This is a genomic window from Pseudomonas sp. S3_G06 (genome assembly GCF_054667565.1).
Genome location: NZ_CP162738.1, coordinates 3178506 through 3202177, shown reverse-complemented (window position 1 = coordinate 3202177; position 23672 = coordinate 3178506). Strand labels below are relative to the sequence as shown.

The window sequence follows — 23672 nt, the reverse complement described above, 5'->3', positions numbered from 1 at the left end:
AGCCAAATGAGACAGACGGTGTAAAGTTGTCTTTGGTCGTGCTAGTTTAATGTCAATTTTTCGTATACGTGGGCAAAACGCCTGTCAGAACATAGAGTTGGCGCCACGTTTTAAAGCGGTTTACGCAGTGTAAACCCCTTATTTTTCAGCATTTTTTATAGAGGCACGGGATTACATGGAAATCGGTCTGCGCGAGTGGCTGATCGTCATCGGCATCATTGTGATAGCCGGTATTCTTTTCGATGGCTGGCGCCGTATGCGCGGCGGCAAGGGAAAGCTGAAATTCCGTCTCGACCGGAGCCTGTCCAATCTGCCGGACGAGGACACCAGCGCCGAGCTGTTGGGCCCGGCCCGCGTCCTGGATACGCACAAAGAGCCGCAACTGGACGAGCACGATCTGCCGTCGGTGAGCATGCCCAACCGCGAAGCCCGCGAGCCGCGTGAATCCGGTTCGAAACGTGGCAAGCGCGGCAGCAACGGCCCGGCGCAGGGCGACTTGAACCTCGACCTCGATCTGGACGGCGGCCCGAGCTTCAGCAGCCGCGATGACGATTTCGCCGAAGACAGCAAGCCTGCAGCGGCCGTGGCGGAAAAAGATCAGCCGCAAGCCGAAGAAGTCCTGGTGATCAGCGTGATCTGCCGCGACCCGGCCGGCTTCAAAGGCCCGGCGCTGCTGCAGAACATTCTCGAAAGCGGCCTGCGTTTCGGCGAGATGGACATTTTCCACCGCCACGAAAGCATGGCCGGCAACGGCGAAGTGCTGTTTTCCATGGCCAATGCGGTCAAGCCGGGCATCTTTGATCTGGACGACATCGACCACTTCAGCACTCCGGCGGTGAGCTTCTTCCTCGGTCTGCCAGGCCCGCGTCATCCGAAGCAGGCCTTCGACGTAATGGTCGCGGCAGCCCGCAAGCTGTCCCAGGAACTGAACGGCGAGCTGAAAGACGATCAGCGCAGCGTACTGACCGCGCAGACGATTGAGCACTACCGTCAGCGCATCGTCGAATTCGAACGCCGCGCCCTGACCCAGAAGCGCTAAGGCCAAATCAAAAGATCGCAGCCTTCGGCAGCTCCTACAGAGGATCGCGATACTGTAGGAGCTGACGATTGCAACGAGGCGGCGATCTTCTGGCACCGCCGCCGATAATGGAATAAAACTGGAGCAGCCTCGGCTGCTCTTTTGCTTTATGAGAGAACACCCATGACCGCCGCCAAAACCCGCATTCTAGAGCTGCGCGCTGAGCTGGATCAGCACAACTATCGCTATCACGTTCTCGACGAGCCGAGCATTCCCGATGCCGAGTACGACCGCTTGTTCCACGAGCTCAAGGCGCTGGAAGCGGCCAACCCGGAACTGATCACCAGCGATTCGCCGACCCAGCGCGTCGGCAGCATGGCGTTGACTGCGTTCACTCAGGTGCGCCACGAAATCCCGATGCTCAGCCTCGGCAACGCCTTTGAAGAATCCGACATGCGCGAGTTCGATCGCCGCGTCAACGAAGGCCTCGACGTGCCGGCCGGCGATCTGTTCGGTGGCGGCGCGGCGGTGGAATACAGCTGCGAGCCGAAGCTCGATGGCCTGGCGGTCAGCCTGCTGTATCAGGATGGTCTGCTGGTGCGCGGCGCCACGCGTGGCGATGGCACCACCGGCGAGGACATCAGCGTCAACGTGCGCACCGTGCGCAATATTCCGCTGAAGTTGCACGGCGAAGGCTGGCCGGCGACGCTGGAAGTGCGCGGTGAAGTGTTCATGTCCAAGGCCGGTTTCGAGCGCCTCAATGCTTCGCAACTGGAAATCGGCGGCAAGACCTTCGCCAACCCGCGCAACGCGGCAGCAGGCAGCCTGCGCCAGCTCGATTCGAAGATCACCGCCAATCGTCCGCTGGAATTCTGCTGCTATGGCATCGGTCAGGTATCTCATGATATCGCCGACACCCACATCGGTAACCTCAAGCAGTTGCAGAAGTGGGGCATGCCGATCAGTCACGAACTGAAGCTGGCCAAGGGTATCGACGAGTGCCTGGAGTATTACCGCGACATCGGCGAGCGCCGTAACTCGCTGGCCTATGAAATCGATGGTGTGGTGTTCAAGGTCAACAGCATCGCCGACCAGCGTGAACTGGGCTTCCGCGCCCGCGAGCCGCGCTGGGCGATCGCGCACAAATTCCCGGCGATGGAAGAACTCACCGAGCTGCTCGACGTGGAATTCCAGGTCGGCCGCACCGGTGCGGTGACTCCGGTGGCGCGTCTGAAACCGGTGAAGGTCGCCGGCGTCACCGTGGCCAACGCCACGTTGCACAACATGGACGAAGTCGCGCGGCTGGGCCTGATGATCGGCGACACGGTGATCATCCGCCGCGCCGGTGATGTGATTCCGCAAGTGGTGCAGGTAGTCACCGAGCGTCGCCCCGATGACGCGCGCCCGGTGGCCATTCCTGAAAGCTGCCCGGTGTGCGACTCGCACGTTGAACGCACGCAACTGGTCAAGCGCAGCAAGGGCAAGGAAACCTTCAGCGAAGGTGCGGTGTATCGCTGCGTCGGCCGACTGGCCTGTGGCGCGCAATTGAAGCAGGCGATCATTCACTTCGTCTCGCGCCGGGCCATGGACATCGAAGGCTTGGGCGACAAGAGCGTCGAGCAGTTGGTCGACGAAGGTCTGGTCAGCTCGCCGGCCGATCTGTATGCGCTGAAGTTCGACGACATCGTCGATCTGGAAGGCTTTGCCGAGGTATCGAGCAACAAGCTTCTCAAAGCCATTGAAGACAGCAAGCAACCGAGCCTGGCACGTTTCATCTACGCCCTCGGCATTCCCGATGTCGGCGAAGAAACGGCCAAGGTGCTGGCGCGTTCGCTGGGTTCGCTGGAGCGCGTGCAACAGGCCTTGCCGCACGTGCTGACCTACTTGCCGGATGTCGGCCTGGAAGTGGCGCACGAGATCCACAGTTTCTTTGAGGATGCGCACAACCAGCAGGTCATCAGCGAATTGCTCGGCCATGGTTTGCAGATTCAGGATCAAGGCGAGTTGGGCGCCGAATTCGCCGCCAGTACCACCCTGGGCGGCTTGCTCGACAAACTGCACATTCCCTTCGTCGGCCCCGGTGGTGCGCAGAAACTGGCCGATCGCTTCGGTTCGCTGGAAGCGGTGATGAACGCTGACTGGCTGGACATGCGCCAGGCATTGCCGGAGAAGCAGGCCAACTCGGTGCGCGAGTTCTTCGCCTCGCCTGAGCATCGGCAACTGGCCGAGCGGGCCGAGCAGCAGCTGCGCGATTTCGGCATGCATTGGCAGAGCGAGAAGAAAGTTGTCGAAGGTCTGCCGCTGTCCGGCGAAACCTGGGTGCTGACCGGCAAGGTCGAGTTGATGAGCCGGGATGTGGCCAAGGATCATCTGGAAAGCCTGGGTGCCAAGGTCGCCGGTTCGGTGTCGGCGAAAACCCATTGCGTGGTCGCAGGCCCGGGTGCCGGCTCGAAACTGACCAAGGCCAACGAACTGGGCGTGAAGGTCATGGACGAGGAAGCGTTTATCGCCTTCCTCAAAACCCACGGCATCCCTGTCTGACCGGATGAACCCCTGTGGTGAGGGGATTTACCCCTCTCCGGATGGACACCTGTGGCGAGGGGATTTATCCCTCTCCGGATGGACACCTTTGGCGAGGGGATTTACCCCTCTCCGGATGAACCCCTGTGGCGAGGGGATTTATCCCCGCTGTTTTGCGCAGCGACCCCAAAACCCTGCGACCGATCATTTCATCTGTATCGCGTGTACGGTTTTTTGCGACTGCTGCGCAGTCGAGCGGGGATAAATCCCCTCGCCACAACGGCGGTGTCACTCAGGAGCGGCGCTATATTCGGGAACGATGTTACCGTCAGGATGATCTAGTCTTGGCCAGTCCCAGGGAGAGATCGCCATGCACCGCTTTTTCGAGCAGCTCAGTTCCCGCATCATCGCGCCGTTCGTGGCCGGATCCTCGCGCAACAGCAAAGTCTGGCCGTGCCGTTGCGGCCAGTCGCTGTTCTTTCGCAACAGTCAGTGCCTGGCCTGTAACGCCTTGCTTGGCTATCAACCTGAAGAAAGTCGCCTGACCTCGCTGCAGCCGGGGCCGGAAGAGGGCACCTGGACGCTCGACGCCGATCCCGACGCCGGACTGTTCCGCCGCTGCGCCAACCTCGACATGCCCGCCGCGTGCAACTGGCTGCTGCCGGCCAACGATCACGACACTTTGTGCATCGCTTGCAGCCTCAACCGCACCATTCCCGACCTTTCCGTCGCGGAAAATCCCGAACGCTGGCGCAAGGTCGAAATCGCCAAGCGTCGACTGGTCGCGCAACTGATCACCCTCGGCTTGCCGGTCATCCCGAAAACCACGGATGAAGAAATCGGGCTGGCGTTCGACTTCATCGGTGTCGACCTGGAAGGCAACGCGCCGATGACCGGCCACGCCAATGGCCTGATCACCCTCGACATCAAAGAGGCCGACGACGCTCACCGTGAGCAGGTCAGGGCGGCGATGCACGAACCTTACCGCACGCTGCTCGGGCATTTTCGCCATGAGGTCGGCCACTACTACTGGGATCGCCTTATCGCCAACGGCCCTTGGCTGGGCGCGTTCCGTAACCTGTTCGGCGACGAACGCGCCAGTTACGCCGAGGCGCTGGACCGGCATTACCAGCAAGGCGCACCGCTGGACTGGCCGCAGCACTACGTCAGTGCCTACGCGACCATGCACCCGTGGGAAGACTGGGCGGAAACCTGGGCGCATTACCTGCACATGATGGATGCGGTCGACACGGCGCTGGGCTTCGGCATGAGCGCGCGGGAAATGGACTTCGATTATCAGCCGTTTCCCACCAGCACCCTGTACGACCCGGAGCACCCCGGCGGCACGGCATTCCTGTCGTTCGTCAATGCGTGGATCGAACTGGCCGGCATGCTCAACGAACTGTCGCGCAGCATGGGCCAGCCGGATTTCTACCCGTTCGTACTGCCGGCGGCGGCGATCGCCAAGTTGCACTTCATTCATCTGGTGATCCAGCAGGCCGGCGGCAGGGCGGATGAGGTGCTGGCCCTATAAGTGCGGGAAGATCGCGGCACGGGTTGCGTTCTTGGTGGTTGATCAGGCCCGAAGGAAGACTTCATCGTTCACGAAGCGTGTTTTCCCTACGGCCGGGCCAAAATTTTCCTGGAAATAACTTTACTACCTGTAGTACGTTTGAATTAGTTAATTTTTCTTATTATTAAAGCATTGGTGTAGATAGGTTTGTGGCCGATTGAGTTATATCGCAAATGCAATTTCTGGTCCTCTCAATTCACATAGTTTGGCGGTGTGTTTGGTGATGGAGATCCTAACTTTTTTTGTTAAAATATCATGATCAAACTGAATTCTGGCGAAGTTCTCTTTGAATCCGTCATGGATTAGTAATGTAGTGATTCCTACTGGGTAAAGAGTGTTCTGGTTGTTGGTAAGTGCATAGCGGCCACCCTGTGAAGCGAAACCCGTTAAAATACGGTTTTCTACTTTGAAGGGTATGTCGTTTTGCAGCATATAAATTGCGGCGGTTGGATTGTCTTCAAACGAGAAATACATACTGGTGTTGGTTGCGAACGTGAAATAGCGGTCGTTTGGCATCTCGAAGAAGTCTGTGCCGAAAGCAGACTTCGATCTAGATGCCTCTCCTGCGCCGGTCAGATAAATGACGCCGTGTTCTCCATTCTTTCTCGGTTCGCCCTTGTTCTTTTGCCCGTCGAATCTAAGGGAGACGTACGCCATAATGTCCCAACCCCAATTTTCCTCAATCAATATCTTCGGGCTTGTTGAGGAGTAGGTCACTGCGCCGGCATCTTTTTTGATTTCGACTATGTTCGTGTCGGCACCTGTCAACATCAGGCTGGTAGAATCTGAAATGTACGGGCTTTCCATGTTGTAATTGTTTGTTTTGAGTTCTGTCGTGGTGGGAGTTCCCATGCTTCCACCTTGCCATGAGCTGACCTCTTTCCATGTGGGATCTGTAATGCTGGTGCGCGTCCATAGTTCGGGCTCTAAAGCGAGGGTCTCCATGCTTAGTAAAGCGAAGGGAAGTTTATTTGATGCGGTCACTTGGTTGCTCATTGGATTTTCCTGAAAGAAGATATGGTTTGCTGATTCGCACAAGCGCGTCGCTGTTTGCAAATCCAAGCTAGACCGCTCGAAATCGAGAATCTACTGTCATATCTGACAGTCCCGATGAGCGGTAGGTATTAGTTCGATTAGCGGTTGACAGATGTCGACATCCGACGGAGGTTTATCAGAGAGTCTCAGTTTTGAGCACGTCCTGTCGGTCTTGCAGACTGTTTGCATGTTGCGACCGTTTTATTGAGTCGAGCCTGATGCCCCACGACTACCAAGCCCTTTCGTTTTGCATGTCATTGAACCTGTTCATGATTTATCTGCAACCAACGGTTGTAAGTTCATCTCAGACAGGTACAATGGCGCGGCTCGCCGACAGGCAAGCGTCGTTATGGTGACCCCATCGGTCCCCCCGCAACGATTACCCGTGAACCTGGTCAGATCCGGAAGGAAGCAGCCACAGCGGGAACATTGTGTGCCGGGGTGTGGCTGGTGGGGGCACCACCTTAACGAACCTACCGAGAATTCAAAGAGAACTGCATGGGTTTCGCCCACTGCGGTTTTTTTATGCCTGCGATTTGGCCAGTGGCGTTGATCCGCCATCAGAAACGCGCGGATCAGCAGCGCAGCGTCCCGGTGCCCGTGCGGCTGTCGACCGCGAACAGTGGCATACTCCCTCGCCTGGCATTGAGAGGTAAGGCAAGTGGGTGAAATCGACGATCTGACTCGTGAAAAACTGCGCGAATGGCAGATGCGGCGTCTGGAAGTCAAAACGCAGATGCAGGATCAGCCCGAGCGCACGCTGGAACTGTCGCGAGTGCTCGACCTGATGGATGAGGAGCACGCCGCGATTCTGGCGGCTTCGACCGTGTTCAACGCGGCTGAAGAAACTGCGCAGCCGCTCGCGGTGCAGGACCAGCCCGTCATCACTGAATCGGTGGCCGGCCAGTACGACCTGCAACTGCACGCCAGCGCGCAAAACCCTGAACACCTGCGCAAACTGCTGGAAATGGCGCTCTACGAAGTGCAGGCGCAGATCGATGCGGGGGCGGTGGCCAGCGGCACTGAACGACGCGGCATGTCCGGCACGCTCGGCGGCTACTCCTTCGAACTGCGGATCAGCCCCGAGTCCGGCAGTGAGAGAAACTTGCCGCAATCCCAGGAAATGCACGGCGAGAATGACCAGGACTGATCTGGTGTTGTATTAAAGCCCAGGCGGCGAGGTTGTATGCACCCGGAACATTTTGATTTGGCCACCCCGGTATTTCTGCCCATCACCCATGATGCGTGTACGGCGCTGTTGCAGCCCGAGGGTGACGCGACACTGGCCCGCCTGAGCGACCCGGAACTGGCGGCAGTGCTGGTCATTCAGAACCTCGCCCAGGCTACGGAACAGGATTTGAGCGCCAGCGCAGCGGAGAAGATTCTCGCCAGACTCATTGACTGGTCTGTCACCTCTCGGCGCACCGGATCGGCGGGACTGCTTGCAGAGGCGCGGCGTCTGTTCGATTCGCGCAAATTGTATTTCGGCCTCAATGCGCTCAAAGGCCTGAACTTGCGCTTTCTCATGGCCGATGAAGTCGCCGCGCAGGCATTTCTGTTGCCCGGCGGGCAATGGGATGTGGACTACAAGATCCGCCATCAGCAACAGAACAACCCGTTTCGCCAGCAAATGGTCACGCCACGTGAGCGCGAGCACTGGTTAAGCGCAGCGCAGGACAAACTGCTGCGAACCTTCCGTGCCAACTTCGACGAAGACCTGCACGTGCAGGGTTATGCGGGCATCGGCAAGAGCTACATGCTCAGCGCGCTGATCGAATGCCTGCGCTCGAAACGCACTCTGGTGCTGGCGCGCACCCCGGCGAAACTGGCGACGCTGCGCAAGCACATCGTGCAGGTCCACGACACGGAAATTGGCCAGACCTTTTTCGATTTCGCCCAGGCTCAGCTGCTTGGTCCCCGGTTGCCTATGGCCAGGACGCCCGCGCGTCTCCCGAGCAAACAGGCGCTGGCGCAGGAACTGAATATCTTCGGCTTTCGCCACCACGACGGGCCGAGCACCCTCGAAGTTTGTCTGCGCGTGCTCAAGCTGTACTGCGCCTCAAGAGATCACACGCTGTCCGCCAGACACTTGCCGCACTTCCAGCAGCCCTTGACCGGCGCAGACTCGCAAGCGCTGCTGGAATACTCCAGTCGCCTGTGGGTGTATCTGGAGGCCACCCCGGCCTGGGCCAGCCAGAGCGGTTTTCCGACGTTGCTCATGATCAAGCGCGCCAGTCTCGCCGGTTGCCGCGTCCCGCCGCGCTACACCCATGTGATCATCGACGAAAGCCAGGACGTGCCGGCGTCGCTGCTGCAAATCATCGAGCGCGGGCAGCAGGTGCTGATCACCCTCGGCGATGAGTATCAGCAGGCCACGGGCGAGGCGCCCAAGCGCAAGCGTGAAGTTCGTCAGAGCGATATCTGCTATTCGGTGCGCTCGGGGCGCAATGTCGAGCGCCTGGTCAATCCGCTGATCTCGCGCCACACGCACAAGAGCAAAGTGCCGTTCGAAGGCGCTCGTCACGCCGATGTCGATATCGAGTACTACCCGCAAGCCTTCGTGCCGCCCGAAGGTTGCGTGGTGCTGACCGCTTCACCGTGGGACACGATGATGTGGGCTATCCACCTGCACGATTGCAATTGCGCCTTCAGTTTCCCCGACCGGGAAGCGCAGGACGACATCAAGCATTTCATGACCACCGCCATTGAGCTGTTCCGGCGCGATTTCTACAATGCCGGGTCCAGCGAGAAAGGACCGCACCCGTATTTCAGCGACTTGGCTGATTGGCAGCAGGTGCGAGAGGCCAACCGTTTCGACGAGGCGTTTTTGTGGATCGAAGCGCAACTGCAGAACGGCTTCATGATTGCCGACCTGACGCGACTGAGCCAAAAGATCATCGAGCCGGGCAAGGCCTGTCTGTTGATGATGGCCGAGCGGGCTGGCGGCATGGAGTTCAGGCGCGTGCTGTTGACCCGGACGTTGCTCAGTAACGAGAAATTCAAGGATGCCTACGAGTTCGATCAGCGCATCTGCGCGGTGTACATCGCCGTGTCCCGTGCCCGGCAGCAGCTCTATCTGCCTTACGACGTGGTCGAGTGGATCGATTATCACCACAGCCGCGAGCCGAAATTCCGCGAATCGCACGGTTATTGACCCGGCCAACCCTGTGGGAGCTAGGGTGTGGTTGAAGAGGCGCCGGTGTACAACCGGATAATGTCGTCGATCTCGCCGGACATTTTCATCCGCAGCAACGTGCGCAGGATCCGCTGCACCGGCACCTTCGGGTCGTTCCTCACATAGCAGCCGATATTCTGTTCCTGCAGCACCGCGACCCCTTGCAGCTGCTGCTCCGGCAAGAGGCGCTGATTGATCCAGTCCAGCGTCCACTGATTGCTCACCGCATAGCGATAGCGTCCGGCGAGGAGCTTTTCCAGTACCTGTTCCTGATTGCGCGCATCTTCGCGTTGCAACTGGTCGGCGTCGAACAGCGATTGCAGGGTAGGGTAGCTGTAACCGAGGACGGTGCCGATGGCCTGGCGCGGCAGCCGGGCGGGATTGATCTGCGCCGGTTGTTCCTTGCGGCTGATCAGCAGGTCGCGCTGAAACCACAGCGGCACGCTCCAGATGTAATCGCCGGACTGATTCGGCAGCCACGACTGTGCGGCATAGCAGCGCACGTCGATGTCGCCGTGCTCCATGGCGCTCTGTACCCGCGCGCGCGGCAGGACGACGAATTGCGCTGGCGCGCCGACCTGGGTCGCCAGGCTGAGCAGGACGTCATGCAGGATCCCCTGGGTCGGTCTGCCGCCTTGCAGTTGCACCATCGGCATCGCCCAACTGTCCGGCACGGCGAAGCGCAACGGCGCTTGCGCTGCCATCGCGTTGAGGCTGATACCCAGCAATGCCGCCACGGCCCACCGCATAGACGCTCCGGTAATTCCCCATCCCGAGCTGATAAAAGCCTCTGCTGATGCAGCTTAGCCATATTAGACGAGGACACCGGATGCAATTTTGCCCTTGCTCCGCTAGCATTAGCCGCTTCTGCTTCCTTCGCTGCGACGGTTTTCGATGAGTTATCAGGTTCTTGCACGTAAATGGCGTCCACGCTCGTTCCGCGAAATGGTCGGCCAGACCCATGTGCTCAAGGCTCTGATCAATGCCTTGGACAGCCAACGGCTGCACCACGCCTACCTGTTCACCGGGACGCGCGGGGTCGGCAAGACCACCATCGCGCGGATCATTGCCAAGTGCCTGAACTGCGAGACAGGTATCACCTCCAGTCCCTGCGGCGAGTGCTCCGTGTGCCGCGAGATTGATGAGGGGCGTTTTGTCGACCTGATCGAGATCGACGCCGCCAGCCGCACCAAGGTCGAAGACACCCGCGAACTGCTCGATAACGTGCAGTACGCGCCAAGTCGTGGGCGCTTCAAGGTCTACCTGATCGACGAAGTGCACATGCTTTCCAGCCATTCCTTCAATGCGCTGTTGAAAACCCTCGAAGAGCCGCCGCCGTACGTCAAGTTCATCCTGGCGACCACCGATCCGCAGAAACTTCCGGCAACGATTCTTTCGCGTTGCCTGCAGTTCTCCCTGAAAAACATGACGCCCGAGCGTGTGGTCGAGCATTTGACCCACGTGCTGACCGCAGAAAACGTACCGTTCGAAGACGATGCACTGTGGCTGCTTGGTCGCGCTGCTGACGGCTCGATGCGTGACGCCATGAGTCTGACCGATCAGGCCATCGCGTTCGGTGAAGGCAAAGTGCTCGCCACCGACGTGCGCGCGATGCTCGGCACGCTGGATCACGGTCAGGTCTATGACGTGCTGCATGCGCTGATCGAAGGCGATGCCAAGGCGCTGCTCGAAGCCGTGCGGCATCTGGCCGAGCAAGGCCCGGACTGGAACGGCGTGCTCTCGGAAATTCTCAACGTGCTGCACCGCGTGGCCATCGCTCAGGCGCTGCCGGAAGGGGTCGACAATGGCCACGGCGACCGTGATCGCGTATTGGCCCTGGCCCAGGCACTGCCGGCCGAAGATGTGCAGTTCTATTACCAGATGGGCCTGATCGGTCGCCGCGATTTGCCGCTGGCGCCGGATCCGCGCGGCGGTTTCGAAATGGTCTTGCTGCGGATGCTCGCGTTCCGCCCGGCGGATACGGCGGACGCGCCGAGGCAACCGCTAAAGCCAGTGGGGATCAGCCAGGCCACAGTTGATTCCGCAAACTCAGTGGCTGCCGCGCCGAAGCCTGCGCCGGTGGTCGCTGCGGCTGTTGCGCCCACACCTGCGCCCGCACCGGTAGCGGCGCCGGTTGCCGAGCCAGAACCTGTGGCGCCGGTTGTCGAAGCACAACCGCAGCCTGAGCCAGTCGCCGTCGAAGCCGTGGTCGATCTGCCGTGGAACGACCCGGTGGAAGCCGAGGCCGAGCCTGCGCCCGTTCAGCAACCCGCCGTCGAACCAGTGCTGGAAACCGCTGGCGAGCAGCCCGAGCTGCCGCCGATGCCGCTGCCGACCCCGGACAGCGTGGTGCCGGATGCGCCGGAGTGGGCCGCTGCGCCAATTCCCGAGCCGTCCGTCGCCGACGTCGATGCCGCTACGCCGGGCATGGACCTGGACGACGAGCCGCCGCTGGATGAAGACTACATCGAGCCGGACATGGATTCGGCCTACAGCTACCTTGACGAACTGGCCAGCGAACACGCCGCCGATCCCGAGCCTGAGCCCGAGCCGGAACCTGCCGCCGCACCGGCCACCGGCCTGGCCCTGCAATGGCTGGAGCTGTTCCCGAAGCTGCCGATTTCCGGCATGACCGGCAGCATCGCCGCCAACTGCACGTTGATTGCGGTCGACGGCGACCACTGGCTGATGCACCTTGACCCGGCCCACAGCGCCCTGTTCAACGCCACGCAACAGCGTCGTCTCAACGACGCGTTGAACCAGTTCCACGGGCGCACGCTGACGCTGACCATCGAGCTGATCAAGCCCGAGCAGGAAACCCCGGCCCAGGCCGCCTCGCGCCGCCGCGCCAATCGCCAGCGTGAGGCGGAGGAATCGATCCACGGTGATCCGTTCATCCAGCAGATGGTTCAGCAGTTCGGCGCGGTGGTGCGAAGCGATACTATTGAACCTGTCGACGCCTTGGTCACCCAAGGCTAATAACTGAAAGTGCTCGGCCAAGATGGCCGGGCGCTGTTTTATCCAAGTACGTTTGAGGTGATTCCCATGATGAAAGGTGGCATGGCCGGCCTGATGAAGCAGGCGCAGCAGATGCAGGAAAAAATGGCCAAGATGCAGGAAGAACTGGCCAACGCCGAAGTCACCGGCAAGGCCGGCGGCGACATGGTCACCGTGGTGATGACCGGTCGTCACGACGTCAAGAGCGTGAGCATCGACCCAAGCCTGGTCGAAGGCCTGAGCGAAGACGACAAAGAGATGCTGGAAGCCGTGGTCGCCGCCGCCGTCAACGACGCCGTGCGCAAGATCGAAGCCAACAGCCAGGAAAAAATGGGCAGCATGACCGCTGGCATGAACCTGCCAGCGGGTATGAAACTGCCATTCTGATTCGCCTTTGGGCGGCAGATGAGCTACACAAAATGCCAGGCATTGCGCCTGGCATTTTTGTTTCTGCCTGATGGACATATGCCGGCTGGACTGAAGCCTTCGCGAGCAGGCTCGCTCCCACATTTGGAATGCATTCCCCTGTGGGAGCGAGCCTGCTCGCGAATGAAGTCACCTCGGCAAAACTGAAGAAACATCGAACACACCACCGCTACCAAGGTCTGCTCCCTATACACCGAATTCCCCATTCACAGGAGACGCTGACATGTCCGACCCTCTCACCCTCAATCAACGCTTCGTCCTCGCCTCGCGCCCGACCGGCGCGCCGACTCCGGAGAACTTTCGTCTCGAGCGCGAGGCGCTGCCGGATCTGCAGGACGGTCAGGTGCTGCTGAAAACCCTGTACCTGTCGCTCGACCCGTACATGCGCGGACGTATGAGCGACGCACCGTCCTACGCTGCGCCAGTGCAAATCGGCGAAGTCATGACTGGCGGCGCGGTCAGCCGGGTCGAGCAGTCCAATCACCCGAAATTCCACACCGGTGATCTAGTGGTTGGCGCCACCGGTTGGCAGAGCCACAGCATCAGCGACGGTCGCAACATCATGCCGATCCCGGCCGGCCTGCCGAGCCCGTCGATGGCCCTCGGCGTACTGGGCATGCCGGGCATGACCGCGTACATGGGCCTGATGGACATCGGCCAGCCGAAAGAAGGCGAAACCCTGGTGGTGGCTGCGGCGTCCGGCGCCGTCGGCTCGGTGGTCGGGCAAGTGGCGAAGATCAAAGGCCTGCGCGCGGTCGGCGTGGCCGGTGGGGCCGAGAAGTGCAAATACGTCGTTGAGGAGCTGGGTTTTGATGCGTGCATCGACCACAAGGCCGATGACTTTGCCGAGCAACTGGCCAAGGCCTGTCCCAACGGCATCGACATCTATTACGAGAACGTCGGCGGCCATGTCTTCGACGCGGTCGTGCCGTTGCTCAACCCCAAGGCGCGCATCCCGTTGTGCGGACTGATCGCCGGCTACAACGCCGCCGAGGCGCCGACCGGCCCGGATCGCCTGCCGATGCTGCAACGCACTTTGCTCACCAAGCGTGTGCGTATTCAGGGCTTCATCGTCTTCGACGATTACGGTGATCGTCAGCCGGAATTCATCAGCCACATGGTGCCGTGGGTACGCGACGGCAAGGTGAAATTCCGCGAGGACGTGGTCGAAGGCCTGGAGCAGGCGCCCGAGGCGTTCATCGGTCTGCTGGAAGGGCGCAACTTCGGCAAACTGGTGGTCCGGGTCGCCCAGGACTGAGGATTTGACGCTGGCCAGAGGCGCGGGTATAAACCGCGTCTCGTTGTTTAGTCGGACTGTTTACCCATGAGCTTCAGCCCCTTGATTCGCCAACTGATCGACGCTCTGCGCACCTTGCCAGGCGTGGGTCAGAAAACCGCTCAGCGCATGGCGTTGCAGTTGCTCGAACGTGATCGCAGCGGCGGTACCCGTCTGGCCCAGGCCTTGAGCCAGGCCATGGAAGGCGTCGGCCATTGCCGCCAGTGCCGCACGCTGACCGAAGACGATCTGTGCCCGCAATGCGCCGACCCGCGCCGCGATGACACGCTGCTTTGCGTGGTCGAAGGGCCGATGGACGTTTATGCGGTGGAGCAGACCGGCTTCCGTGGCCGCTATTTCGTGCTCAAGGGGCACTTGTCGCCGCTGGATGGCCTGGGGCCGGAAGCGATCGGTATTCCGCAACTGATGGCGCGGATAGAAGAGGCGGGGACCTTTACCGAAGTCATCCTCGCCACCAACCCGACCGTGGAAGGCGAGGCGACGGCGCACTACATCGCGCAGTTGCTCAACAACAAAGGCCTGGTCGCCTCGCGGATTGCCCACGGCGTGCCGCTGGGCGGTGAGCTGGAGCTGGTCGACGGCGGCACGCTGGCGCATTCGTTTGCCGGGCGTAAACCGATTTCCCTCTAAAAATCAAAAGATCGCAGCCTTCGGCAGCTCCTACAGGGAACGCATTTCAATGTAGGAGCTGCCGAAGGCTGCGATCTTTTGATCTTCTGCATCTTGAATACCAAGCAAGCGCTCGGTTAAGTTCGGCGAACCCTTCCGTGGAGCTCGCCCATGCCTGCCTTTCAGGAATACTTCGACCCCAGTCATCAATTGGTCCGCGACAGCGTCAGACGTTTCGTCGAACGCGAGATCCTGCCGGACATCAATCAGTGGGAAGAAGCCGAAAGCTTTCCCCGAGAGCTGTACCTCAAGGCCGGTGCGGCGGGCATTCTCGGTATCGGTTATCCCGAAGCGCTTGGCGGCAGCCATGAGGGCGATCTGTTCGCCAAGGTCGCCGCCAGTGAAGAGCTGATGCGCTGTGGCTCTGGTGGCCTGGTGGCAGGGCTGGGTTCGCTGGATATCGGTTTGCCGCCGATCGTCAAATGGGCGCGGCCTGAAGTGCGAGAGCGGGTCGTCCCCCAAGTGCTCAGCGGCGAAAAGATCAGCGCCCTGGCGGTGACCGAGCCCGGTGGCGGTTCCGACGTGGCCAACCTGCAAACCCGCGCCGTGCGTGAAGGCGACTGCTTCCGGGTCAGCGGCAGCAAGACCTTTATCACCAGCGGTGTGCGCGCGGATTTCTACACCGTCGCGGTGCGTACCGGTGCGCCGGGGTTCGGCGGTATCAGTCTGTTGCTGATCGAGAAGGGCACGCCGGGTTTCAGTGTCGGTCGGCAACTGAAGAAAATGGGCTGGTGGGCGTCGGACACCGCTGAATTGTTCTTTGACGATTGCCGCGTGCCTGTAGGAAACCTCATTGGCGGAGAGAACATGGGCTTCGCCTGCATCATGGGCAATTTCCAGAGCGAACGCCTGGCGCTGGCATTGATGGCCAACATGACTGCGCAATTGGCGCTGGAGGAGAGCCTGAAGTGGGCGCGCGAGCGTGAGGCGTTCGGCAAGCCCATCGGCAAGTTTCAGGTGATCAAACATCGCCTCGCCGAAATGGCCACGGCGCTGGAAGTGTCGCGCGAGTTCACTTACCGGCAAGCGGCGAAAATGGCGGCGGGGCAGAGCGTGATCAAGGAGATTTCCATGGCGAAGAACTTCGCCACCGACACCTCGGACCGGATCACCACCGAAGCGGTGCAGATTCTTGGCGGGCTCGGTTACATGCGTGAAAGCCTGGTGGAGCGGCTGTATCGGGATAACCGCATTCTGTCGATTGGCGGCGGAACGCGGGAAGTGATGAATGAAATCATCAGCAAGCAGATGGGGCTTTGATCAAAGCGTGAGGGCTGCTTGTGAGCAAGCTCGCCCGGAGGGACTGCGAAGATAATTTGAATCAAATTCGCCGCGAAGGCGGGGTGACTGCATCACGGACCGGCAGTTACATTCCCCAAGAGCAGTACAGCAGGATGACTTTTTACCAAGGACAGGTATTTTTCATGACCGGCATTACCCCAGCGCCCACACATCTTCCGTTTGTGGCCAGTACATCTGATAACCACGCGCACCCACCAGCCGACAAAGTCGAGTCATTGACCACCCTTGAGGGATCAAGTGGGGATATTGCGTTACCTCCCGACCTCGCCAAAACCGCCAGCGCCGAGTTGCGCCCCTTGGGCAATCTCGGAGGAGCGTTGTCATGGTCGATTCCCTTGAGCACGGACGAGCAGCGCCGCTTGCGTCTTGTCACAATGAGCCATCAACACCATTTGGGCGATCAGCCGCTGGTCATGCAAACCAAAGGCGGTGTACTGGAGTTCCTGAACTATTTCGACCCCATCCCCATAATGGCGCAGCATGAGCCGGCGAAGATGCTGGAAGCGTTGGTCGGTTCTCCACAAGGGCAGCTGATGGGCAAAGCGCTGCAACATAAAATGCAGGGCATGGAAAGCGATAGCAGCGTCACGGATTACCTGCTGGCCGGAATTGCTCTGCAGATGGATCCTGAATCAATCTTCGCCCCCGATCGCAATAAAATCGCTGGTTTTGATCTGGCCAGTGAACAGTATTGGGGAGAGGCTCCTCGCGCGGTCGTGGATGGTCTTGCTGAGCACTTGAGATCGACAGGTCGCACCAGCGCCGCAATGGCACAAGTCGGTGCCCGCATCCTGATTGCCAGAATTGCCCCGTCTCTGTTGATTCAGAAGATTCCTCCTAATGTAACCATCGGCAGTCAGGCCTGGGCCAACGTGACGATCGCGGCAATGACGATAGAGGCTTTGCACCCGGGCAAGGTTCTCGACATGACGTTCGCTCAGGTCATGAGTGATGCTGATCAATTTCGCGAGATCGATACCGCCGCCACTCAACGCACCCAGACAGTTTCGGTACTGGATTGGGCAATAGCCAACGGAGTGATAAAAAAAACCAACGATGATACGTACACGGTCGCGACGCTTGAAGCGGCGAGAAACGCATTCAACGCACAACTTGATGAGCGGCTTACTGCCTCCAGCATACTGACCCGGGAGCTACCAACGCGCAGAGAAATCGCACTGACAATCCTGAAGAACCGATTCGGTGATCTAGGCGCGCTGTTTGAAGTGAAGGCGCTCAGTACAGATATCTATCGAGGGGAGAGCGGCCAAAGAGGATTCGCCGGGACTCATTCGCTTCTAGATTACGCGATGATGGACCTGCCCAATCTGCGGCCCCTCACGTCAAGCGACGCTCGCCTCCCGCTAGACGCTGTAAACGATAATCCGACATTTGGCGTACTGGCGGTTTTCGAAGAGCAGTTCGCCACTGCAATCAGAGAAAAAAATCTGCCGTCGCTACAACGATCAGGCACATGATCGCGCAGCTTCCATTGGCAGACAGGAAGACTCTGCAATTCGCAAAACTCACCTTCTTCCAGGAAACTTCGTATACATCCGACGGTTTTTTCAATAATAGTCCGGAACAAAAAGAGCCTTGGCTGCTCCTCAGAACCGAGTTGCGCGGAAACTTTCAAGCGTACGAGATCAATTTCGAGAAAGGTACGATTGCACAGGCGAACCTGTACAGAGCGAAGAGCAGGCAATCAAGAGATGCCAACAAATACTTTGCGACCAAAGAGCTTAAACCAAGAGACACCGGAAATGATCTCGATCACGAGCGATCTTCGAACGACTCGCTGTTGAACAGCTTCCACAGCGCTCGGGCCCGTTGCATTGCCGATGTATTTCTCCAGCACCTTGATCTCGATGATCCTGCAATAAAACAATTGGCACGCGGGCAAACCCCGTTAGATGCGTATTTCGCTCCCAGGCCCTTGAACGATTTTCTGCTGAACCTGATTCCTTTCCGTTCTGCGATAGTCAATCTTAAGGCCGGCAGTTATGGCGAGGCAGCATTTGATCTGCTGGTGGACGTATTCGGATTTCTCACTGCTGGCGCTGCAACTGCCGGAAAACTTCTCAAGATCGGACGTACTGCCGTTTCTGCCGGAGCCAGGGTACTGAGGTCGGTCAACGTCATCGGTGTGTCGGCCATAGAAATGCTCAATCCCGTCAGTGGATTGGGAGATTTGGCCAGACTTGTCGGCGTTGGCGGCTTGTACGTAGTGTCCAAAGGCGCCAGAGCGATCAACAGACTCAGGGGGGCGGCCGCCAGTTACGATGTCTTGAAAGCGGTGAGCAAACAGTACGACGCTGCGGCGATCGGGGGGTTGAATGTAGCGGGACAGAAGTTGGAGGTCGCTGCGGTCCTAAGGGGCGGACATTGGTATGCCTTTGACGCCGATTCCATGAGGCCTTTCGGCAGTGCGCTGGACCAATTCAACGTCGCGACTCAGGCTGTTGCAGGTCATGTGTCGACTGCGCACATCGGCCAGGCGCAGGCGCTGAGCCATAAGCGCTACGGTCGTTTCGCCGTTCCCGAGTCACGCATCGCCGGACTCACGCGTAACACTCAAGGTGTGTATGTTGCAGCCGACGGGCACCTGTCCCACATTCGTCATACAGATCACCGCGGGAGAGCCGCTGTTTACGAGGTGCGGCAGATCGCGCGTACGGAAGACGGTTTTCTTCAGGCGCGGGTCTATCACGAAAACCGGCAAACCGAGCTGCTCGTGCAGCATCTTCAGGGCGACCAATGGCAACGCCTGGGTGTGCCCGGTGGGGGGGAAATAACCGCCGAACATTTGCGCACCTGGGAGGCATTACCAGTCGAGGAGCAGTCGAGACTTACCCGGCAGGGCTTCGCACGGCAGAATCGCCTCTCCGTAAAAACCTTTGAACATTACGTGAACGCTGATGGCCAACTGAGTGAAACCGGCGTGCTCCTGCGTGACCGCGCCGCCGGAACACCTTTCAATGAGATCACTGCAACGCGGATCCAGAGTTGGCAGAACATGACACAGCTGGCGCGTGATGCCATGACCATGGACGGGTTTGCCGCTTATCACCACCTTAATCCGCGTTCGTTCAGAAGTTATGTCCGTTTGGATGGCAGCCTCGGGCCTATGGGCGAATCGCTGATGTTCCGGGCGGGTGGTGGCACGTATGACAAAATTACCGATGCTCATCTGGTTCAGTGGAAAGTGATGCTCGAGCAACCGGCCAACTCACTCACGGCAAATCAGTTCCAGATGCAGCACAGGCTCGATCCACGACATTGGGCAAAATACGTCAACCACAATGGCTCGTTGAAGGAGGCGGCCGTGCGACGTCTCGCACGGGCCAGCCCGGCAGCTGCCCGCACGGGACAAGGCAACATACAGAGAATTTCCGCTGCCGATCTGCAAACCTGGCAGGCCTTGTCATCCGAGGAACAGCTGCGGCTGACCCGAAAGGGATTTGCCCGGGAGCATCATTTGTCCGTAAAAACCTTCGAGCACTGTGTGCAGCCTGACGGCCAGTTGAGCGCTACAGGTGTGCTGGTGCGTGATCGTCCGGCTGACGCCCCCTTCAATGAGATCAACGAAGTGCACATCCGCAGCTGGCAAAACATGACTCAGCAGGCGCGGGATGCAATGACCACAGACGGATTTGCCGCGCATCACCATGTCAATCTCAATACGTTCAGAACTTACATACGGCCCAACGGTGTTTTGACGCCCAGCGGCGAATCCCTATTATTCAGATTCGCTGGAGGTTCCTACAACACGATTACCGATGAGCATATACGCCAGTGGAGCAGGCTCCTGGCGCAAGCGGATGGCTCGGTCACTCAAGAGGCGTTCCTGCGTCAGCACGGGCTGAATCCCAATCTGTGGAAATTTCAGGTCAAACCCGATGGTTCCTTGAGGGAGGCGACCGCGCAACGTCTGCAACGTGCGCAGCCCTCCCACCAGCTGCCTCCCGTTCAGGCGCCCGGTGTACGCAGGAACGTGATCACTGGCGAGCATTTGCGCGCCTGGGAGGCCTTGGCGCCCGAGGAACAGCGCAAACTCGGCCCGCAGGGCTTTGCCCAACAGCACCACCTCAGCCTGAAAACCTTTGACTACTACGTACAACCTGACGGCCAGCTAAGCACCACTGGTGTTCTTGTGCGTGACCGCCCAGCGAGCACGCCTTTCAATAAGGTCACCGCCATGCACATCCAGACCTGGCGAGGCATGACGGCGCAAATGCGAGACGTAACGACCCTGGAGGGATTCGCCGGTCAGTACCATCTCCATCCGAGCACACTTAAAAATTACCTGCAGACGGATGGGCGCGTGACATCAATGGGTGAAGCTCTGCTGTTCAAGGCAGGAGGAGGCACCTACAACCCGATTACTGATGAGCATCTACGTCAATGGAGCACGCTGTTTGCCAGTGCGGACAACTCCGTTACAGCAGAGCAGTTCGTCAGTCGCAACAGACTCAACCCGCTAAACTGGACAAATTACGTCAAGGCCAATGGTTCATTAAAAGATAAAACGCGGCGACGTCTGGATCGGGCAGGTGCAAACACCACGTCACCTTCAGTTGGAACAGAAACGGATGCGGGAGCGAAAAAACAGACCATCACGGCTGAGCACCTGCGGGCCTGGGAGGCGTTACCGCCCGAGGAACAGTTGGAAATTACCCGCAAGGGATTTGCCCACAGGCATAATCTCGCGCCCAAAACCTTTGAGTATTACGTGCAGCCCGAAGGTCAGTTGAGCGCTGCTGGCGTGATTGTGCGTGATCGTCTCGCTGCTTTGCCTTTCAATGAGGTGAGCGAAGTCAACATTCGTCGCTGGCAAGGCATGACGCAGCAGGCTCGTGATGCAATGACCCTGCAAGGTTACGCCGGTCTTCACCATCTCAATCCCGGAACATTCCGATCGTATGTGCGGCGAAATGGCAGCTTGGGACCCGACGGCGAGGCGCTGCTGAACCGGCTGGCTGGTCGCACCTATAACTTGATCACCGATGACCATTTACGCCAATGGCGCACGCAGCTCGGGAAGGCCGATAACTCGGTAACTTCCGCGCAGTTCATGCGTCAACACCAGTTCAATCCGGTCAGTTGGGGGCGGTTTGTCGACGGTGACGGTTCCCTGAAAGAGGCGGCTGTGAGCCGCCTCGATCGTGCACAGCACGCTGCCGCTGAGCAGGCGGATACGACACGAAAACGACCGGCGTCCGACCCTCTCGACCCTCCGCTGAAATCTGCCAGGCGGAGCAGATTCGAAGATCCGCCACAGGACGCAGAAATCCCCGGCCCGTCCTCGGCAGTCGAGCCCGACGTGGTCGAAATCGTGCCCGGAGGTTCTCGACCGTTACGTCGCCACCAGATCGACAATACGCTGCCGATTCTGCAGGATCCGGCGAACCCGAGACTCAGCTTGACCCGGTCACTTGAAGGGCCCATTGATGAGATCCGTATCGCCTACTGGAATGGTCTGCTTGACGGCCTCGATAGTGCAACGAAAGAGCGGGTGTCGACCCAGATCAAGGCGTCGATCAAAGACTGGCTGCGTACCGAGGGGCAACACCAGTCCCGATTTGATGAATGCCTGAAAGTGGTCGCTGCAATGGATGATGATGGGCCGGCCCGCGGCGCTTGCGTTTGCGCGCGGCGCGATATTCCCCAATTTGAAGTGCTCGGACCTTATGCGGGCAAATACCATCCATCAGAGGCGTCATTGTTTCAAGAGCAACGCAAGCAAGGTTCAGAGGCCGTGCTGACGTATATTTTCGGCACACGTTCGGGGAGGCGTACGGTGAGCGGGCTGCACACTGGCAATACCTTGAGCCTGATCAACACTTCGCAACTGAAAAACGGACCTGTGTGGAAGTCGAACAATGTCACCTCCATCTCGGTCGGGAAAAACCTGACGTTCTATGTGGCGCTTTCGGATATCAAGAAGGGAGATGAATTGTTGTTGGACTATGGGCCGTTCTATCAGCCGGTGCCTGATATCGCGATCAAGCCGGATCCGGGTCGCTGAGTTGAAGTTTCGCAGGTTTGATCGTCAGCACCGGCAATCAAAGAAGACGCGGCGGGACAGGGAAGTGGTGGACGAGATCATCAGAACGCAGATAGGGCTTTCGATTTTGCAGTGGAGTTGAAGGCCTCTTCGCGAGCAGGCTCGCTCCCACAGTTGAAATGCATTCCCCTGTGGGAGCGAGCCTGCTCGCGAAAGCGGCCTGTCAGACGCTGCTTATTTATCGGTCAAAGCAAACTGCGTCAGGCAAAACGTCGGGATGCCCATGTCCTGCAAGCGCTGCGAACCTTGCAGCTCTGGCAGGTCAATGATCGCCGCTGCTTCATGCACCCGCGCGCCCATGCGGCGAATCAGGTTGGCTGCTGCGATCAGCGTGCCGCCGGTAGCGATCAGGTCATCGAACATCACCACCGAATCGCCTTCACACAGGCTGTCGGCGTGCACTTCCAGAAACGCTTCGCCGTACTCGGTCGCATAACCTTCGGCGAGCACGTCCGCCGGCAGTTTGCCTTGCTTGCGGAACAGCACTAGCGGCTTGTTCAACTGATAGGCCAGTACCGAACCGATCAGGAAGCCACGGGCATCCATGGCGCCAATGTGGGTGAAGTCGGCTTCGACGTAGCGGTGGACGAAGCTGTCCATCACCAGGCGCAGGGCCGTCGGCGACTGGAACAATGGGGTGATGTCGCGAAAGATCACGCCCGGTTTCGGAAAGTCGATCACGGGGCGGATCAGGGATTTGATGTCGAAGGAGTCGAAGACCATCGGGGTGTCCTGGCAGGGCTGCAAACGGCGCAGTATACCCGCGGCTGAAACGATTCGCTCAACCGCGGGTCGTGATCAGCCTTCGATCGAGCCGCCGGCCAGCGCGCACAACTGGATCGGGTCGAGAATGTGAATCTCCTTGCCCTCGGCGGCAATCAGCTCGTTCTGCTGGAAGCGGGTGAACACCCGCGACACGGTTTCCACCGCCAGGCCCAGGTAATTGCCGATTTCATTGCGCGACATGCTCAGGCGGAACTGATTGGCCGAGAAGCCTCGAGCGCGGAAGCGGGCCGACAGGTTGACCAGGAAAGTGGCGATGCGCTCGTCGGCGGTCTTCTTCGACAGCAGCAGCATCATTTGCTGATCGTCGCGAATCTCGCGGCTCATCACCCGCATCAACTGGCGGCGCAGTTGTGGCAATTGCAGCGCGAGTTCGTCGAGGCGTTCGAAGGGAATTTCGCAGACCGAAGTGGTTTCCAGCGCCTGGGCCGAGACCGGGTGTTTTTCGGTGTCCATGCCCGACAGGCCAACCAGTTCGCTCGGCAGGTGGAAGCCGGTCAGTTGCTCTTCGCCGGCATCGCTCAGGCTGAAGGTTTTCAGCGCGCCGGAGCGGACTGCATAAACGGAATCGAAGGTGTCGCCCTGGCGGAACAGGAACTCGCCTTTCTTCAGCGGGCGGCCGCGTTTAACGATTTCGTCGAGCGCATCCATGTCTTCCAGATTCAGAGAAAGTGGCAGGCAGAGCGGGGCCAGGCTGCAATCCTTGCAGTGGGCCTGGTTGTGAGCGCGCAGTTTGACTGGCTCGGACATTTCTTCAATCCTTGTGGGAAAACACACATAAGCCGTAAGGGTAACCCACGGAAGGACATT

At 59.3% G+C, this 23672-nt stretch carries 16 protein-coding genes and 1 other RNA gene; 13 read left to right on the top strand and 4 right to left on the bottom strand.

Annotated features, from left to right (window positions below; genetic code table 11):
• Positions 1 to 175 precede the first annotated feature (175 nt).
• From zipA to AB4N47_RS14265, 3 genes are all read left to right on the top strand, one after another.
• Complete coding sequence (zipA, locus tag AB4N47_RS14275; RefSeq protein ID WP_016773851.1) at positions 176 to 1039, top strand: cell division protein ZipA; 864 nt, start codon at positions 176 to 178, stop codon at positions 1037 to 1039.
• 162 nt (positions 1040 to 1201) lie between these two features.
• On the top strand, positions 1202 to 3559 hold the full coding sequence (gene ligA, locus AB4N47_RS14270) for an NAD-dependent DNA ligase LigA (protein ID WP_341637989.1): 2358 nt from the start codon (positions 1202 to 1204) through the stop codon (positions 3557 to 3559).
• 349 nt (positions 3560 to 3908) lie between these two features.
• The gene (locus AB4N47_RS14265; protein WP_341637988.1) at positions 3909 to 5072 is read left to right on the top strand and encodes a zinc-binding metallopeptidase family protein; all 1164 of its coding nucleotides are present in this window, start codon (positions 3909 to 3911) and stop codon (positions 5070 to 5072) included.
• A gap of 201 nt (positions 5073 to 5273) precedes the next feature.
• On the opposite strand, the gene AB4N47_RS14260 is transcribed toward AB4N47_RS14265, so the two are convergent.
• Positions 5274 to 6107, bottom strand: a complete 834-nt coding sequence (locus AB4N47_RS14260) for a hypothetical protein (RefSeq protein WP_341637987.1) — start codon at positions 6105 to 6107, stop codon at positions 5274 to 5276.
• Positions 6108 to 6505: 398 nt separating this feature from the next.
• Here AB4N47_RS14260 and ffs point away from each other — a divergent pair.
• From ffs to AB4N47_RS14245, 3 genes are all read left to right on the top strand, one after another.
• Positions 6506 to 6602, top strand: an RNA gene (ffs, locus tag AB4N47_RS14255) — signal recognition particle sRNA small type.
• A gap of 205 nt (positions 6603 to 6807) precedes the next feature.
• Entirely contained in the window at positions 6808 to 7296 is a 489-nt protein-coding gene (locus tag AB4N47_RS14250; protein ID WP_460154259.1) for a hypothetical protein, read from the top strand.
• Between the two features lie 36 nt (positions 7297 to 7332).
• Entirely contained in the window at positions 7333 to 9300 is a 1968-nt protein-coding gene (locus AB4N47_RS14245; RefSeq protein WP_341637985.1) for a hypothetical protein, read from the top strand.
• Between the two features lie 20 nt (positions 9301 to 9320).
• Here AB4N47_RS14245 and AB4N47_RS14240 read toward each other — a convergent pair whose 3' ends face one another.
• The gene (locus AB4N47_RS14240; protein WP_341637984.1) at positions 9321 to 10070 is read right to left on the bottom strand and encodes a substrate-binding periplasmic protein; all 750 of its coding nucleotides are present in this window, start codon (positions 10068 to 10070) and stop codon (positions 9321 to 9323) included.
• Between the two features lie 145 nt (positions 10071 to 10215).
• On the opposite strand from AB4N47_RS14240, the gene dnaX reads away from it, so the two are divergent.
• From dnaX to AB4N47_RS14205, 7 genes are all read left to right on the top strand, one after another.
• The gene (dnaX, locus tag AB4N47_RS14235) at positions 10216 to 12300 is read left to right on the top strand and encodes a DNA polymerase III subunit gamma/tau (RefSeq protein WP_341637983.1); all 2085 of its coding nucleotides are present in this window, start codon (positions 10216 to 10218) and stop codon (positions 12298 to 12300) included.
• 66 nt (positions 12301 to 12366) lie between these two features.
• Positions 12367 to 12705: a YbaB/EbfC family nucleoid-associated protein gene (locus AB4N47_RS14230; protein ID WP_003223337.1), complete on the top strand. Its 339-nt coding sequence runs from the start codon at positions 12367 to 12369 to the stop codon at positions 12703 to 12705.
• Positions 12706 to 12967: 262 nt separating this feature from the next.
• Positions 12968 to 14002, top strand: coding sequence for an NADP-dependent oxidoreductase (locus AB4N47_RS14225; protein ID WP_016773860.1), 1035 nt, complete (start codon positions 12968 to 12970; stop codon positions 14000 to 14002).
• 66 nt (positions 14003 to 14068) lie between these two features.
• Positions 14069 to 14671 (top strand): recombination mediator RecR, encoded by a 603-nt coding sequence (gene recR / locus AB4N47_RS14220; RefSeq protein ID WP_016773861.1) that lies wholly within the window; start codon positions 14069 to 14071, stop codon positions 14669 to 14671.
• Positions 14672 to 14821: 150 nt separating this feature from the next.
• Positions 14822 to 15970: an acyl-CoA dehydrogenase family protein gene (locus tag AB4N47_RS14215; protein WP_341637982.1), complete on the top strand. Its 1149-nt coding sequence runs from the start codon at positions 14822 to 14824 to the stop codon at positions 15968 to 15970.
• A 20-nt stretch (positions 15971 to 15990) separates the two neighbouring features.
• The gene (locus AB4N47_RS14210; RefSeq protein WP_460154258.1) at positions 15991 to 17490 is read left to right on the top strand and encodes a hypothetical protein; all 1500 of its coding nucleotides are present in this window, start codon (positions 15991 to 15993) and stop codon (positions 17488 to 17490) included.
• On the top strand, positions 17487 to 22040 hold the full coding sequence (locus AB4N47_RS14205) for an SET domain-containing protein-lysine N-methyltransferase (RefSeq protein WP_460154257.1): 4554 nt from the start codon (positions 17487 to 17489) through the stop codon (positions 22038 to 22040). The genes AB4N47_RS14210 and AB4N47_RS14205 overlap by 4 nt, the downstream gene beginning before the upstream one ends.
• 213 nt (positions 22041 to 22253) lie before the next feature.
• Here the strand turns inward: AB4N47_RS14205 and AB4N47_RS14200 are convergent, their stop codons facing one another.
• Positions 22254 to 22802 (bottom strand): adenine phosphoribosyltransferase, encoded by a 549-nt coding sequence (locus AB4N47_RS14200; RefSeq protein ID WP_341637980.1) that lies wholly within the window; start codon positions 22800 to 22802, stop codon positions 22254 to 22256.
• Positions 22803 to 22877: 75 nt separating this feature from the next.
• A complete protein-coding gene (gene fnr / locus AB4N47_RS14195) occupies positions 22878 to 23612 on the bottom strand; it encodes a fumarate/nitrate reduction transcriptional regulator Fnr (RefSeq protein WP_016773865.1) in 735 nt (244 codons plus the stop codon).
• Between the last annotated feature and the right edge of the window lie 60 nt (positions 23613 to 23672).